The following is a 14,396-nucleotide window of genomic DNA, read 5'->3' on the forward strand; positions in this document are numbered from 1 at the left end:
ATTCCACCCCCGATTCTTTAACCAAAATGGCACGCGAGAAGTTCGAAAGGAACAAGCCCCACGTCAACATCGGCACCATCGGCCACGTTGACCACGGCAAGACAACCCTCACCGCCGCGATCACCAACGTGCTCGCCAAAAAGGGACAGGCAGAGGTCCAGGACTATGCCGATATCGACGGTGCTCCCGAGGAGCGTGAGCGCGGCATCACCATCAACACCGCTCACGTCGAATATGAGACTGACTCGCGTCACTACGCCCACGTGGACTGCCCTGGCCACGCGGACTATGTGAAAAACATGATCACGGGTGCCGCTCAGATGGACGGCGCCATCCTCGTTTGTGCCGCCACCGACGGCCCCATGGCGCAGACCAAAGAGCACATCCTGCTGGCCAAGCAGGTGGGCGTGCCCGCCCTGGTGGTTGCTCTGAACAAGTGCGACATGGTCGATGACGAAGAGATTATCGAACTGGTGGAAATGGAGATCCGCGAACTGCTCTCCAGCTACGACTTCCCCGGCGACGATATCCCCGTGGTTCAGGTCTCCGGACTGAAGGCCATCGAAGGTGAGGCTGAGTGGGAAGCCAAAATTGAAGAGCTGATGGCGGCTGTGGACGCCAACATCCCTGAGCCTGAGCGTGAAGTCGACAAGCCCTTCTTGATGGCTGTTGAGGATGTCTTCTCCATCACCGGTCGCGGCACCGTGGCGACAGGCCGTATTGAGCGCGGCATCGTCAAGGTTGGCGAAGAAGTTGAAATCGTCGGCATCAGAGAGCCTCGGAAAACCACCGTTACCGGTGTGGAAATGTTCCGCAAGCTGCTCGATGAGGGCATGGCGGGAGACAACGTGGGTCTGCTGCTCCGCGGCATTCAGAAGGAAGATATCGAGCGCGGCATGGTGCTCGTAAAGCCTGGCTCAATCACTCCTCACACCAAGTTCGAGGGTCAGGTTTACGTCCTCAAAAAAGAAGAAGGTGGTCGCCATACCCCGTTCTTCGCTGGCTACCGCCCGCAGTTCTACATCCGCACCACGGACGTGACCGGTCAGATCACCGCATTCACCGCTGAAGATGGCAGCAACGTGGAAATGGTGATGCCCGGAGACAACATCCAGATGACTGGCGAATTGATCTGCCCAGTCGCCATGGAAATGGGCATGCGCTTTGCTATCCGTGAGGGTGGTCGCACCATCGGTGCAGGCGTCGTCTCCAAGATCATCGAGTGATCTCACCGGGATGATTGCAAGGATGGTCTGACCGCTGTCAGGCCATCCCTTAGCATTCATGGATGAGTTGAACGCTGCCTAGACACGTTCAATCAGCACCTCGACAATCCACCTCTCGTGATCTCCCTAGGAGATTTCTTCGCGCTTCATGTCCACTGCAATTGCCCAGCAGAAGATCCGCATCCGTTTGAAGGCGTTCGACCGCCGCATGCTGGATCTGTCCTGCGACAAAATTATTGAAACGGCCGATAACACAGCAGCAACTGCCATCGGCCCCATTCCTCTTCCAACCAAGCGCAAGATCTACTGCGTGCTGCGCTCCCCTCACGTGGACAAGGATTCACGCGAACATTTCGAGACCCGCACCCACCGCCGCATCATTGATATCTATAGCCCTTCCGCGAAGACCATCGATGCTTTGATGAAGCTCGATCTACCCAGTGGCGTGGATATCGAGGTGAAGCTCTGAGCTGAGCACGCTCATTCGGTCAGCTGCCTAAGATTCGTTCCCTGAGCAATTTCATGCGTGGCTGACCTGTCCGTCAGAGAGCTTCCCCTATTTCCTCTGCCGGATGTCGTTCTGTTCCCCAGCGACGTACTGCCACTGCACATTTTTGAATCGCGTTACAGGATGATGCTGCAAAGCGTCCTCGAGACCGATCAACGTTTTGGTGTCGTTCGTTGGGATCCCCGCAGCCAAAGCATGGCGTCCATCGGCTGTTGTGCCGAAGTGATCCAGCATCAGACAGGCGACGACGGCCGCAGCAACATCGTGACGCTTGGGCAACAGCGTTTCAGAGTGCTGAATGTGACCCGCGAGACTCCCTTTCGCACTGCGATGGTGAGCTGGATTGAGGATGAGCCGGAAGGCGATCTCGATCAGCTCCATACCCTCAGTGATTCCGTCACCAAAGCGCTCAGAGATGTGGTCGAGCTGACAGGAAAGCTCACCGACTCCCCCACCGCACTGCCCGACGATCTGCCCGACCTTCCGAGGGAACTTTCGTTCTGGATCGGCGCTCACCTCGGTGGTCCCGTGGCCGATCAACAGCAGGAACTTCTGGAGCTCACGAGCACCAGGATCCGGCTCGAACAGGAGTACGAAATGCTCGATGAAACCCGTCGCCAGCTGGCAGCACGAACCGTGCTGCGCGACACCCTCTCCTCCGCCGATTCCGGCAACGGTTGATGTCTCTCTCCACTGTTCTGACTCCGGCCATCATCGGGCTCGCAGCCGCTGCGGGCGCCTACGCACTCTGGACTCGACGAAGTCGGACATATCACTCCAGTGAAAGCGTCGCTTCTGCCTATGACGCCTGGACTGAAGATCGTCTGCTCGAAACCCTCTGGGGTGAGCACGTGCATCTCGGACATTACGGTGATCCCCCAAAGCGACGGGATTTCCGCCGCGCCAAAGCCGATTTCGTGCATGAGTTGGTGCATTGGAGTGGATTGGATCGTCTGCCTCCCGGCTCACGGGTGCTCGATGTGGGCTGCGGGATTGGCGGCAGCGCCAGGATTCTTGCCAAGGAGTACGGCTTTAACGTGCTTGGGGTCAGCATTAGTCCCGCACAGATCCAACGGGCCACCGATCTAACGCCGGACAACCTGTCCTGCCGCTTTGAGGTCATGGACGCACTGAACCTGAATCTTGCGGACGCTGAATTCGACGGGGTTTGGAGTGTGGAAGCAGGCCCACACATGCCGGATAAGCAACAGTTCGCAGACGAACTTCTGAGGGTTCTGAAACCAGGTGGAGCTCTGGCTGTCGCCGATTGGAACCGTCGCGATCCTCGCGACGGTGCTCTGGATGCCCGCGAGCGCTGGGTGATGCACCAGCTGCTGACTCAGTGGGCTCATCCGGAATTTGCCAGCATCCCTGGGTTCCAGCACAACCTGGAGTGCAGCAGTCAGCGCAGGGGGCTGATCGATACTGACGACTGGACCAGGGCGACTCTTCCGTCTTGGAACGAATCGATCCTGGAGGGATTTCGCCGCCCGTCGGCGGTACTCAGACTCGGCCCACCCGCCCTGCTCCAGGGGCTACGTGAAACGCCCACGATTATGTTGATGCGCTGGGCCTTCGCTCGGGGGATGATGCAGTTCGGCGTCTTCCGCCTCGCCGCTGATCAGTTGAATTCGGAACTGGGATAAGCGCCGAAATCAGCCAGATGCTCACACAGAGGGCTCAAAAGGGTCTGGAGTTTTGTCAGGACGACATCCGCACCAGAGGTTGGCAACTCCACATCCACAAAGAACACGTACTCACCTAATTCACGTTTCGACGGTCTCGACTCGATCCTGCTCATATTCAGGCCCAGGCCAGCAATCGCCTGCAGAGCTTCAATCAAGGCCCCAGGAGCATTGCGATGCAGAGAGAACGCCAGGCTGGCGAGCTGACCTCCGCGCAGACGCTCGCCGCGATGGAGCAGCAGAAAGCGGGTTCTGTTGCCCACAACATCATTCACCGGGAACGCCAGTTCCTCGAGACCCTGCAGTTCGCCAACGGACCGATCTGCAATCGCTGCTCTGAAACGGCTGCCCTTCACCATCCGCGCTGCTTCCGCAGTGGATGTGGTCGGAAGTTGCAGCGCCTGCGGCAAGTGGGTTGCTAGCCAGCCGCTGCATTGCGCCAGTGCCTGGGGGTGAGACAGCACCTCCGTGACGCTCTCAATCGAACCACTACTGAGCAGGGCGTGGCGGATCGGCAGAACCAAAGCGCGTCGAATGCACAGATCGGGATGAGACCAGAGAGCGTCAAGACTGGCCGTGACACCACCCTCCACAGAGTTCTCAACGGGCACCACAGCAGCCTCACAACGACCATCCGCCACGTGGTCGACCACTGAACGCAGCCCAGTGCATGCAACCAACTCAGCATCACTGATCTGTTCGAGCCGGATCATCTCTTTGGCCGCTCGCTCGCCATAAGTGCCTTTCGGCCCTAGAAACGCCATCCGAATCGGCATGGATCCAAGCACTTGCATCGATAGGATCATGCCGCGTCAGCACAAGGGGCATGACCCTTGCCTTCCGCGCCAGTCAGCATCTCGATCTGCCGGTCGCCAACCAGACCCAGCCCCTACGCAGCTACCTGCAACAGGAAGACCGAGTCATTAAAGCTCTTCTGGATGCGCGTCAGCTCGACAGGATCGGTCCAGGTCGTTACCGGTACACGGTCACCACACTTCAGGTGTTTCAACTGCAGGTCTGTCCTGTCGTATCCCTGAAAATCGAGCCGGGTGATGGAACGATCTCCATCCAGGCAACTGACGCCACGCTTGAAGGGCTTGGGCTTGTGGATGATTTCCAGCTGAGCCTGGAAGCACAACTGCAAGTGACGGATCACGGCTTGCAGGGCGAGGCCAAACTGGGAGTGAACGTCAGTCAGCCACCACTGCTGAAGCTGATTCCCAAACGGGTGCTGGAAAGCACCGGCGAGTCGATCCTGAACGGCATCCTGATGACAATCAAAGGTCGGGTCGGGCGACAGCTGGTGCGTGATTTTCAGGACTGGGCACTGCAATCACCAGCTGAGGACACAACAGGTTCAGATCGGCGCTCAGACCCTGGCGAACACCTTGGTGAGGAAGGTGTGACGATGCATCGGAGTGGCACCTGAAGCAAGCAGGGCCGCTCGATGTTGAGCGGTGCCATATCCGGCATGGCGTTCCAGGGCATAGCCAGGGAAACGTCGAGCCAGGCGACGGATCAAGGCATCGCGAGCTTCCTTTGCCAGCACGCTGGCGGCAGCGATCGAGGCTTCACTGCTGTCACCACGCACAATGGTGCGTTGAGGTCCTGTCCAGAGGCGTAGGGGCAATACCCCATCCACCAGCACCAACTCTGGAACCTGGGGAAGTTTTTGAAGAGCGCGGAGCATGGCGAGTTCCGTCGCCACCCTGATCCCCTTCGCATCCACATCACGCGCAGCCGCTTGGCCCAGGGCCCAACTGGTGGCTCGAGCTTCAATCTCGGGAACCAGCGCAGCTCTGCGCTTGGGGGAGAGGGCTTTGCTGTCCGTCAGGCCGAGATCGGAGAGTGCATTCGCGGCAGAATCAGTGAGGCAGACCGCGGCAGCGAAGACAGGCCCGAACCAGCATCCACGGCCAACCTCATCGACACCAGCAATCACTCGGCGGTGGCGGAAGACCGACGACGACGACGGCCAGGGCGGGCCTCTTCAGCCGGCTTCTCAGGCTCGGCAACTACTGCTGCAACGGGTTCAGGAACCTGTGACTCAGGAGCAGCAACCGTTCGCGACGCTGTCGGAGCGTCGTTGGCAGGAGTTACCTCCAATGGGGTGATCTCAACCAGCAGTGGTGCCTCATCAGCAGTTTCCGTGGCCGACACAGGCGAAGGTGCGGGAGCGGTTGAGCCATTGCGTGCTCCACCTCGACCTCCGCGGGAGCCGCGGCGACGGCGGCGACCTGAACTGGCCGCCAGCTGCTGACGTGCATCTTCCAGGACCGCGTCGGCATCTTCTCCCGGTCGCACCACCCGAACGAGCAGGTTGTCAGTTTCAGGAGGTGGATCCAACAGAAGCACTGGATTCAGTCCCAACCAGCCAAAGACCCTTTCCTGGTCATCGTCCATCGGGACAGCGACCAGTTCAGGATCCTGACGGCGGTTGGCGCCTGCGGGCTCGGTGGCATCCGATGTGGATTCACCGGCCACCGTCGCCTCAAGGGTCGGATCCACCAGCTTGTTCTCCGTGGATCCATTCACCCGGCCGCGGCCACCACGTCGGCGGCGGCCGCCTCCTGAGTCAGCAGGAGCCGCGACTTCCTCACGCGTCGATGTCGCCGATCTCACCAGACCTGTGGCGGCAGCTTGAGGCTGAGGAAGATCCTTGCCAGGCAGCACTGCCTCGTAACCAGGGGAGACTCGACCAAACAACTCATAAATGTTCTGGCCCTGACGCTTGCGCGTCATCTCAACCAAGCCGAGCTCGGTGAGTTGGGCGATCTGAGGGCGCGCCGTGTCATCGCGCATCGCCGTCATGAAATGCTCCAGCAACTGCAACTGATCGCGACGGGAATCCATGTCGATGAAGTCGACGACGATCACTCCTCCGATGTTGCGGAGCTTCAACTGCCGTCCAATCTCGACAGCTGCCTCGCAATTGGTCCAGAGGACTGTCTCACGGGCATTGGCGGAACGGGTGAACGAGCCCGAGTTCACATCGATCACAGTGAGAGCCTCGGTAGGCTCGATGATCACGTAACCGCCGGAGGGAAGATCCACCCGAGGTTTCAGAGCATCACGGATGGCCGCATTCACCTTGAAGTGCTCAAGCAGCTCGTCGGATTCGGTATGTGCCTCCACTGAAACGTTCGCCCCTTCCTGCCCCAGGAAGCTGGTCACTCGATCAACAGCTGCGGCGTCATCCAGCACCACACGGGCCAGATCAGGGCCGGTGTGGTCTCTGAGAATCCGATGGATGAAATCCTCATCCCGGTTGAGCAGAACGGGAGGCGAAGCGGTTTCGGCTGCTTTTTGAATCGCTTCCCACTGACGCAGCAAGGATTCGAGATCGTCGATGAGCAGGTCTTCACTGATGTCCTCTGCTTCCGTACGGACGAGTAGACCCGCACCCGGCGGTTTCACCAGCACCCCGAGAGCTCGGAGGCGATTGCGCTCCCCTTCGGCGCCAATACGACGGGAAATATTCACGCCCTGGCCACTGGGCTGCAACACCAGATAACGGCCTGGAAGAGCCAAATTGCCGGTGAGACGTGGGCCCTTTGTGCCGGTGGGCTCTTTCATCACCTGAACGAGCACCTTCTGGCGCGGTTCGAGCAGCTCTGTGATCCCTGCAGCACCTTTTTTAAGGCGCAGCGGGCCCAGGTCGCTCACATGGATGAAACCGTTTTTCTCACTCTCACCGATGTTCACAAAGGCGGCGTCAATCCCCGGAAGCACGTTCTCCACCGTTCCGAGGAACACGTCACCGATCTGATAGCGGCCTTGCGCCACGATCAGCTCATCAACACGGTCACCGGACAGAACCGCCGCGATGCGCAGCTGCTCGGCGATGACGATTTGCTGGGGCATAAACAGAAACTGACGACGCCCGTCAGGGCAGTGACCGGTCAGTGAGCCGCTGGGCTCATCGATCGGGGGTGAATTGGAATTTCTTTGAAAAGACCCTGGGGTCGAAATGGCACGGAGTGGATCACTCCTATGGCCGATCAACATCAGCGCGGGGGCGCTGGCAGGAGCGGAGGCCTAGGCCTCTCGTTCCAAACAATGATTGGGACAAGAAGGCCGGGACGAATCTGTGGCTCAAGCCTCTGGATTGAAGTCCTGAATTGAATTTAGCACTGCAGCAGAGTCAGCTCCACCCGTCGAACACGGGAGAGTGACAAGTCAAACCCCAGAGATTGCGAGAGCCAGAACTGCAACTGAGCAGGCTTAAGACTGCGGCCCTGGGAATCAACGGCAGCAAGCAGCTCCAGCTCCGCTCTGGCGCCAATGTCCTCCGAGCAGGGCTCAAGCTGCTCCAGCAGTCGCAGATCCTGGAGCAGTTCACGCACATCACGACGACGCGGACGCCCTTTCTTGTCGGTGTCCTCCCAGATCAGCTCGTTCTGTGCCAGCAAAGCCGCGATGGCCTGCGACCAATCGACGGATTCACTCTGCGACAGCAGCTCAGAGCCACTCAGCACAAAACGCCAGCGGCTGGTTTGCACCTGCTGAGCCAGGCTGGGAGATGACACGGCCACCTCCTCAGCCGTGATCAGATGCAATCCCGGTGGCAACGTCTGCTGCCAACGTTCTTTGACCATCAACGCGTCCACTGTCTCCACAAATTCCAGATCCATCCATTCGCCTCCCCCTTCCACTCCCAAAGGCAGCGCCAGTGCGAGCTGAAGCCGAGGCAATGGATGAAACCCACCTGTGAAGCTCACGGGCAGCTCGGTCCTGCGCAGTGCTCGCTCGAGAAGACGCACTAGATCCAGATGGCTGAGCAAGGCCATCGCTCCAGTTTTGCTGAAGCGAAAGCGAATACGACAGACACGGTCACTCGGTGGCGCCTGCTGAGGCCTGGCCACTGGAATTGCAGGTGGCGCCACCACAACGTTATGGCCCAGATCAGGGCCGCAAACGCCACAGCTGCTGCACGTTTCAAAAGAGCAGTCGGGCACAACACTCGAGGCAAGCGCATGCTGCAGATCCTGGGCAAGCCAGCCCTTGTCGATGCCGCTGTCGATGTGATCCCAGGGCAGGGGTTGCCGGCAAAACGCCTCAAGATCATCACGATCCAGCGCCGACACTGCACTCCAGCCACCAAGCTCCATCTGCCGGTAACTCCCATCAAGCCCGGCCTGGGCAATGGCACTAGTCCAGGCGTTGTAAGTGCGATCCAGGGCCTCGAACCAGGCATCCATGCCTGCGCCGGCACGCCAGGCCGCTTCAATCACAGGCGCCAGACGCCTGTCTCCGCGACCCACAAAATCTTCCATCGCCGACAGGCGCACATCCGTGAAGTTGAAGCGCACACCTCGAAGGCGTCGACCTGCATCACGCAGCAGTTGCTGACGACGGAGAAACTCGCTTGTAGAAACGCTGTGCCATTGAAAAGGAGTGTGGGGCTTCGGTGTGAAGTTGCTGATGGTGGTGTTGAGGCTGAGGCGGCCCAGATCACGGCAACACTCCTGAAGCATCCGACAGGTTTCGGCGATGCCGAGCACATCGGCATCGGTTTCTCCCGGAAGCCCGATCATGAAATAGAGCTTGACCTTGCGGTATCCGTTCTGCATCGCCGTACGGATGCCCTGCAGCAGGTCATCGTCGGTCAACCCCTTGTTGACGATGTCGCGCAGACGTTGCGTGCCGGCTTCCGGAGCGAAGGTGAGTCCTGCCTTGCGTGCACCTCCGAGAATGTGGGCGATGTTCTGGTCGAAACGGTCCACTCTTTGGCTAGGGAGCTGAAGAGTGACATTGCGATCCGCAAGCCGATTGCGAAGCTCCACTCCCACTGCCGGGAGAGCGAGATAATCACTGCAGCTGAGCGAGAGCAGTGAGAAATCGCTGTATCCCGTTTGCCGCATCCCCGTTTCAACGGCCTCGATTACGGCTTCGGGCTCCACATCCCTCGCCGGCCGCGTGAGCATGCCCGGCTGGCAGAAACGACAGCCACGCGTGCAGCCCCGTCGGATTTCCACCGTCAGTCGGTCATGGACGGTTTCCACGTGGGGAACCAGACCCATGGCGTAATGGGGCATCGGCGTAGCGACCCGTCTCAGCACCCGTTTGGGGAGTTCTGGCTTAAGCGGTTCAAGGCTGACTCCATCCAGACCCGGGGCATAGAGAGACGGCACATAAACCCCTGGCACCATGGCCAGATCAAGCAGCAGAGCCGAGCGCGTCAGCCCTGCCTGCTTGCCTTCGGCCAGCACCAATCCGATCTCCGGCAACAGCTCCTCACCATCACCCAAGGCGAAGAAATCGAAAAAGGCGGCATAAGGCTCTGGATTGCTGGTGGCCGTTGGCCCTCCAGCAAAGATCAGCGGCGGTGCCTGAGGGTCGCTCAGGGGCAAGTCACCGCGGTCTGCCGCTCGGATCGGAACCCTGCAGAGATCCAACATCTCCAGGATGTTGGTGGCGCCCAGCTCATAACTCAGGCTGAAGCCAAGGATGTCGAAGGCGTTGAGGGGCCAGCGGCTCTCCACACCGAACAGCGCCTGCTCACGCTGCTTGAGGCGTTCGGCGAGATCGGCGGCAGGCAGGTAGGAGCGATCACAGACCTGCCCAGGCAAGGCATTGAGAATCGAGTAGAGAATGATGTGCCCCAGATTGCTGGAGCCCACCTCATAAAGCTCGGGATAGGTGAGGGCCCAGCGAACCCGGGCGGCATGCCAGTCCCTGGGCTCCACACCCAGCTCATGGCCCATATAGCGAGCGGGCCTGTTGATGCCCGCATCCACCAACTCGTCAAACGCCACAGGCGCATTGGATGGATTCAACGCGACGGCCACGGTCTTCCGACCCGACTTCCTTCATCGTATGTAGCAGGATGCCCGCAGAAATCGGTCTTTCTGTGGTTCAGGTCAACGGCAATTACCTCAAACTCAAGGCGGGCTATCTGTTCCCTGAAATCGGACGTCGGGTGAAGGCCTTTGCTGCCGCCAACCCCGATGCAGCGTTGATTCGCCTGGGCATTGGCGATGTCACGGAACCGCTCCCCCAGGCCTGTCGTGAAGCGATGAAATCAGCCATCGATGAGATGGGCACCGCTGAAGGTTTTCACGGCTACGGCCCTGAACAGGGTTACGGCTGGCTGCGGGAGGCCATCGCCAAGCACGACTTCCAGGCCCGCGGATGTGACATCAGCGCTGAGGAGATCTTCGTTTCCGATGGCTCCAAATGCGACAGCAGCAACATCCTGGACATTCTCGGGGCCGGGAACAAGATCGCCGTCACAGACCCTGTCTACCCCGTTTACGTGGATAGCAATGTGATGGCCGGTCGCACCGGCGATGCCGGTGACGAAGGTCGCTATGCCGGTCTCACTTATCTGCCCATCAGTGCCGACAACAGCTTCACGGCCGAGATCCCCAGCGAACCTGTGGACCTCATCTACCTGTGCTTTCCCAACAATCCCACAGGAGCCGTCGCAACGAAGGAGCAGTTGAAAGCCTGGGTGGACTACGCCCGCGCCAACGGCTCTCTGATCCTGTTCGACGCCGCCTACGAGGCCTTCATCCAGGACCCGAGTCTTCCCCACTCAATCTTCGAGATCGAGGGAGCCCGCGACTGCGCCATTGAATTCCGCTCGTTCTCCAAGAACGCAGGCTTCACCGGCACCCGCTGCGCGCTCACCGTTGTACCCAAGGGACTCAAAGGCAAAACCTCCGCTGGTGAAGCGGTTGAACTCTGGGGCCTTTGGAACCGCAGACAAAGCACCAAGTTCAACGGTGTGAGCTACATCATTCAGCGTGGGGCAGAGGCCGTTTACTCCGATGCCGGCCAGCGAGAGGTCAAAGGCTTGGTGGCCTTTTATATGGAAAACGCCGCGATCATCCGTCGCGAACTCAATTCCGCTGGCCTCACCGTCTATGGCGGGGAGCACGCTCCCTACGTATGGATCAAAACTCCGGATGGCATGGACTCCTGGGGCTTCTTTGACCATCTGCTCAATCAGGCGAATGTGGTCGGCACCCCGGGAAGTGGCTTCGGCGCAGCCGGAGAGGGTTACTTCCGCCTCTCGGCCTTCAACAGCCGAGACAATGTCGACAGCGCCATGGCGCGGATCAAGGCCCTCTGATTCGCCAGCTGTGCTTCCAGTCCCTTTAGATTCCTTGTCTGTGAGAACCATGGTCATGGCGGTGGATACCCCCAGCCGCAGTCCAGGTGGAGCGGCCGTCCTGGACAAGGCACCGGAAAAGGTGCGCAAGCGCTCTCCCCGGTACAAAGTGCTGCTTCACAACGACCCTGTGAACTCGATGGAGTACGTGGTCACCACCTTGCGCCAGGTGGTGCCCCAACTCAGCGAGCAAGACTGCATGGCCGTCATGCTTGAAGCTCACAACACAGGCGTGGGTCTTGTGATCGTCTGCGACCTGGAGCCGGCCGAGTTCTATTGCGAAACGCTCAAGGGCAAGGGGCTCACCAGCACAATCGAGCCGGAGGAGTAATCGTTAAACCCATTGCCGAAGCCTGGGGTGGTCTGCTCAGCCACCAACCCCGCTGGGTCACGGCGATCATCCTGATTCCCGCGCTGTACGGACTGGGATGGTTGATGGCACAACCCATCGCCTACCTGCTCCCTGGGTCCTCACCTCCACGGCTGTCGTTGATCGGCACCGTCATCACCTTCGTGCTGTTCATCCTGGTATTGCCCAGCTGGGTGCGCCAACGCTGGAACAGTCGCCAGCCCTGGCTAACCCTTGGAGTTCGCAGCCGACGCGGTGAGTCATCAGCCGGATCCTGCTTGATCCAGGGTCTGCTGCGCTCCGCTGGTCTGCTGGCCCTGATTTGCCTGCCGTTGCTGTTGGGATCCTGGGGACGCTGGCTCGGGGAGCTCACCACGGGTGATGTGATCAACGCCTTGTTGCTCTGCTTCGGACTCGGATTAGCTGAGGAACTGCTCTTTAGGGGCTGGCTGTGGGGAGAGCTCAACGCACTGACCGGTCCTCGCACAGCCGTCATCGGTCAGGCCGTGATCTTCAGCCTCGCGCACACCCGATTTGATCAGGGTTTTCTGCCAATGGTTGGTCTACTGACAGGGTTGTTGCTGCTTGGTCTCATTCTTGCCGTGCAACGGCGCCTGGACAGTGGATGCCTATGGGGCTGTGTCGGATTACATGGAGGTCTGGTCGGCGGGTGGTTCGCACTGCGTTCAGGCTTGCTGCAGGTCTCACCCAGTGCTCCCGACTGGCTGATCGGCCCCGGTGGTGCCCATGCCAACCCCTTGGGCGGGCTGGTGGGAATCATTGCGCTGATCGTTCTGCTTTGGCGTCAGCTCACAGCTTTGGCCAAAGCAGCTCGACCCTGAAGCGGTGCACGGAGTGCTTCCTGCAGAGGAGCCATGCCGTAATCCCTCTCAAGCAGTGACATCACGGTTCGGCCGAAATCGGAAGGATCAAGGTCAAAAGCCTCTAAACAGATTCTGCCGAACGTGCTTCCCATCGGCTCTGGATTCCAGAGAAGCTTGCGCGCCGTCCAGGGCATCATGCTCATGGGGTTGTAACCGGGTTTGATCAGACCCTGATCGAATCCATACTGCTCAAGGTGGGTGTGGGGCTGAAGCCCGATGAAGAAAATCGCTGGTTCAACAAGATCTGCGCCGAAGATGCGCTCCAGCTCACGGTGATAAGCAACGGTTTGGCGAATCGTCTCCGGACGCTCGTCGATCACGTTGAACGAATAGTTCACCGACACATGGTCGCGGAAGCCAGCGTCCGCCAGCATCCTGCAACTTTCCAGAACCGTGCGCAGGTTGTAGCCCATCCGCATTTTGCGCACGAGCTCCTGCGACCCCGACGTGATGCCGATCTCGAAATAGCTCATCCCGGTCTCCACCATCAGCTGAGCCAGCTCTGGATCCAGATTGTCGGCCCTGATGTAGGCAGCCCAACGGATGTCGGTCAGGCCCTCAGCCTTGATGGCACGTAACAGCTCCTTGGCGTCCTCGATGTAGCGCTTGGCCGGAATGAATTGAGCGTCGGTGAACCAAAAGCCTCGAACACCTCTGTCGTAGAGCTGACGCATCTCCGAAACCACTGCTTGAACAGGGTTCAGACGCACCTGCTTGCCCTCTACAGCCGTGTAAACGCAATAACAGCAGTTATGGGGACAGCCGCGTTTGGTCTGCACTCCGACATAGAAATCACCGGCCTCGAGGTACCAGTCGAGCTGGGGCCAAATCGAGGCGATGTAGTCGTAGTCGCATGCCGTTTTCGGTCGACTCTCCGGTTGCTCATGGATCAGCCCCGGCCGAGGGGGATCACCAACCACGAAGCAGCGCTCTCCATCCAGTGATTGACCGAGAAGCAGTTTCTCCAGAAGAGGCTCGCCCTCGCCCACGGACACAATCGTTCCCTTAGGCAGAGAACGTCCGAGCTGTTCGTAAAACACACTGACGGCGCCGCCGCCAAGCACGGCCCTGGCTTCAGGGCGATGACGCCTTGCTTGACGAAGCCCTCTGCGCACCAGAGCCTGATTGCGGGAGAGCTCTCCGTAATGACTGGTCATCAGGCGGAGTCCACCTAATGCACCGTGCAATCGCTTCAGGGGATTGCGGGCGTAGAAGACTTCAAACGAATTCTGCAGTGGGTTGCCACCCCGACCATCAACAGGGGCATAGATCTGAATGTCCCGCCAGGAGAACACCAAAAGTGTGGGGCGGAATTGGTCAATCGTGATGCGCAGAACCCGGTGCACGTCCAGAACCGGTAACGCCGCCAAGTCGAGAATCCGCTGAGGGATTCCTGGGAAACACTTGTGCAGGTGATCAGCCAGATAGATCGGGCCAATCGGGAAAATGGGGTTGCAAGGCAGCCTGACCAGCAGCACCCTTTCGCCGGAATGCTTGGGCTGAGTCAGGAGCTCAGGCGGTTGCAGAAGGCCTTGCATGGCTTGGACGCTAACAACCACGTCCCTGAGAACGCCTGAGCGAGGTCTCAATGGTTCTTCACGTCGGCTTCATAAAGCAAGCGACAT

At 59.5% G+C, this 14,396-nt stretch carries 13 protein-coding genes; 8 read left to right on the forward strand and 5 right to left on the reverse strand.

All coding sequences use genetic code 11. From position 1 onward, the window contains the following. The first annotated feature begins 26 nt into the window (after nucleotides 1–26). The 4 genes from tuf (at nucleotide 27) to DXY37_RS00845 (ending at nucleotide 3,380) form a co-directional block, all read left to right on the forward strand. Complete coding sequence (tuf, locus tag DXY37_RS00830) at nucleotides 27–1,226, forward strand: elongation factor Tu (RefSeq protein WP_115124916.1); 1,200 nt, start codon at nucleotides 27–29, stop codon at nucleotides 1,224–1,226. 148 nt (nucleotides 1,227–1,374) lie between these two features. After that, nucleotides 1,375–1,695, forward strand: coding sequence for a 30S ribosomal protein S10 (gene rpsJ / locus DXY37_RS00835; RefSeq protein WP_006042265.1), 321 nt, complete (start codon nucleotides 1,375–1,377; stop codon nucleotides 1,693–1,695). A gap of 57 nt (nucleotides 1,696–1,752) precedes the next feature. Beyond that, on the forward strand, nucleotides 1,753–2,415 hold the full coding sequence (locus DXY37_RS00840) for an LON peptidase substrate-binding domain-containing protein (RefSeq protein WP_115124917.1): 663 nt from the start codon (nucleotides 1,753–1,755) through the stop codon (nucleotides 2,413–2,415). Next, entirely contained in the window at nucleotides 2,415–3,380 is a 966-nt protein-coding gene (locus DXY37_RS00845) for a methyltransferase domain-containing protein (RefSeq protein WP_115124918.1), read from the forward strand. The genes DXY37_RS00840 and DXY37_RS00845 overlap by 1 nt, the downstream gene beginning before the upstream one ends. On the opposite strand, the gene pheA is transcribed toward DXY37_RS00845, so the two are convergent. Then, entirely contained in the window at nucleotides 3,356–4,195 is an 840-nt protein-coding gene (gene pheA, locus DXY37_RS00850; protein ID WP_115124944.1) for a prephenate dehydratase, read from the reverse strand. The genes DXY37_RS00845 and pheA overlap by 25 nt on opposite strands. Nucleotides 4,196–4,245: 50 nt before the next feature. On the opposite strand from pheA, the gene DXY37_RS00855 reads away from it, so the two are divergent. Continuing rightward, a complete protein-coding gene (locus DXY37_RS00855) occupies nucleotides 4,246–4,848 on the forward strand; it encodes a DUF1997 domain-containing protein (protein WP_115124919.1) in 603 nt (200 codons plus the stop codon). Here DXY37_RS00855 and DXY37_RS00860 read toward each other — a convergent pair. The 3 genes from DXY37_RS00860 to DXY37_RS00870 form a co-directional block, all read right to left on the reverse strand. Next, nucleotides 4,789–5,361 carry a ribonuclease HII gene (locus DXY37_RS00860; protein ID WP_115124920.1) on the reverse strand — a complete coding sequence of 191 codons (573 nt, stop codon included), beginning with the start codon at nucleotides 5,359–5,361 and terminating at the stop codon, nucleotides 4,789–4,791. The genes DXY37_RS00855 and DXY37_RS00860 overlap by 60 nt on opposite strands. Continuing rightward, on the reverse strand, nucleotides 5,358–7,283 hold the full coding sequence (locus DXY37_RS00865) for an Rne/Rng family ribonuclease (RefSeq protein WP_115124921.1): 1,926 nt from the start codon (nucleotides 7,281–7,283) through the stop codon (nucleotides 5,358–5,360). The genes DXY37_RS00860 and DXY37_RS00865 overlap by 4 nt, the downstream gene beginning before the upstream one ends. Nucleotides 7,284–7,546: 263 nt before the next feature. Continuing rightward, the gene (locus DXY37_RS00870; protein WP_244276761.1) at nucleotides 7,547–10,126 is read right to left on the reverse strand and encodes a TIGR03960 family B12-binding radical SAM protein; all 2,580 of its coding nucleotides are present in this window, start codon (nucleotides 10,124–10,126) and stop codon (nucleotides 7,547–7,549) included. Between the two features lie 146 nt (nucleotides 10,127–10,272). On the opposite strand from DXY37_RS00870, the gene DXY37_RS00875 reads away from it, so the two are divergent. The 3 genes from DXY37_RS00875 (at nucleotide 10,273) to DXY37_RS00885 (ending at nucleotide 12,729) form a co-directional block, all read left to right on the forward strand. Next, on the forward strand, nucleotides 10,273–11,499 hold the full coding sequence (locus tag DXY37_RS00875; protein WP_115124945.1) for an LL-diaminopimelate aminotransferase: 1,227 nt from the start codon (nucleotides 10,273–10,275) through the stop codon (nucleotides 11,497–11,499). 49 nt (nucleotides 11,500–11,548) lie between these two features. Further along, nucleotides 11,549–11,869: an ATP-dependent Clp protease adapter ClpS gene (gene clpS, locus DXY37_RS00880; RefSeq protein ID WP_115124922.1), complete on the forward strand. Its 321-nt coding sequence runs from the start codon at nucleotides 11,549–11,551 to the stop codon at nucleotides 11,867–11,869. 104 nt (nucleotides 11,870–11,973) lie between these two features. Continuing rightward, nucleotides 11,974–12,729, forward strand: coding sequence for a CPBP family intramembrane glutamic endopeptidase (locus tag DXY37_RS00885; RefSeq protein ID WP_115124923.1), 756 nt, complete (start codon nucleotides 11,974–11,976; stop codon nucleotides 12,727–12,729). Here DXY37_RS00885 and DXY37_RS00890 read toward each other — a convergent pair. After that, entirely contained in the window at nucleotides 12,693–14,309 is a 1,617-nt protein-coding gene (locus DXY37_RS00890) for a photosystem II high light acclimation radical SAM protein (RefSeq protein ID WP_115124924.1), read from the reverse strand. The genes DXY37_RS00885 and DXY37_RS00890 overlap by 37 nt on opposite strands. Between the last annotated feature and the right edge of the window lie 87 nt (nucleotides 14,310–14,396).

The organism is Synechococcus sp. GEYO, assembly GCF_900473955.1.
GTDB lineage: Bacteria > Cyanobacteriota > Cyanobacteriia > PCC-6307 > Cyanobiaceae > Synechococcus_C.

Bases quoted from the DNA above. Each gene is read 5' to 3' on its own strand.
- tuf (WP_115124916.1), top strand. From the start codon at position 27: ATGGCACGCGAGAAGTTCGAAAGGAACAAGCCCCACGTCAACATCGGC.
- rpsJ (WP_006042265.1), top strand. From the start codon at position 1,375: ATGTCCACTGCAATTGCCCAGCAGAAGATCCGCATCCGTTTGAAGGCG.
- DXY37_RS00845 (WP_115124918.1), top strand. From the start codon at position 2,415: ATGTCTCTCTCCACTGTTCTGACTCCGGCCATCATCGGGCTCGCAGCC.
- pheA (WP_115124944.1), bottom strand. From the start codon at position 4,195: ATGCCGATTCGGATGGCGTTTCTAGGGCCGAAAGGCACTTATGGCGAG.
- DXY37_RS00855 (WP_115124919.1), top strand. From the start codon at position 4,246: ATGACCCTTGCCTTCCGCGCCAGTCAGCATCTCGATCTGCCGGTCGCC.
- DXY37_RS00865 (WP_115124921.1), bottom strand. From the start codon at position 7,283: ATGCCCCAGCAAATCGTCATCGCCGAGCAGCTGCGCATCGCGGCGGTT.
- DXY37_RS00870 (WP_244276761.1), bottom strand. From the start codon at position 10,126: ATGGGCCATGAGCTGGGTGTGGAGCCCAGGGACTGGCATGCCGCCCGG.
- clpS (WP_115124922.1), top strand. From the start codon at position 11,549: ATGGTCATGGCGGTGGATACCCCCAGCCGCAGTCCAGGTGGAGCGGCC.
- DXY37_RS00885 (WP_115124923.1), top strand. From the start codon at position 11,974: ATGGCACAACCCATCGCCTACCTGCTCCCTGGGTCCTCACCTCCACGG.
- DXY37_RS00890 (WP_115124924.1), bottom strand. From the start codon at position 14,309: ATGCAAGGCCTTCTGCAACCGCCTGAGCTCCTGACTCAGCCCAAGCAT.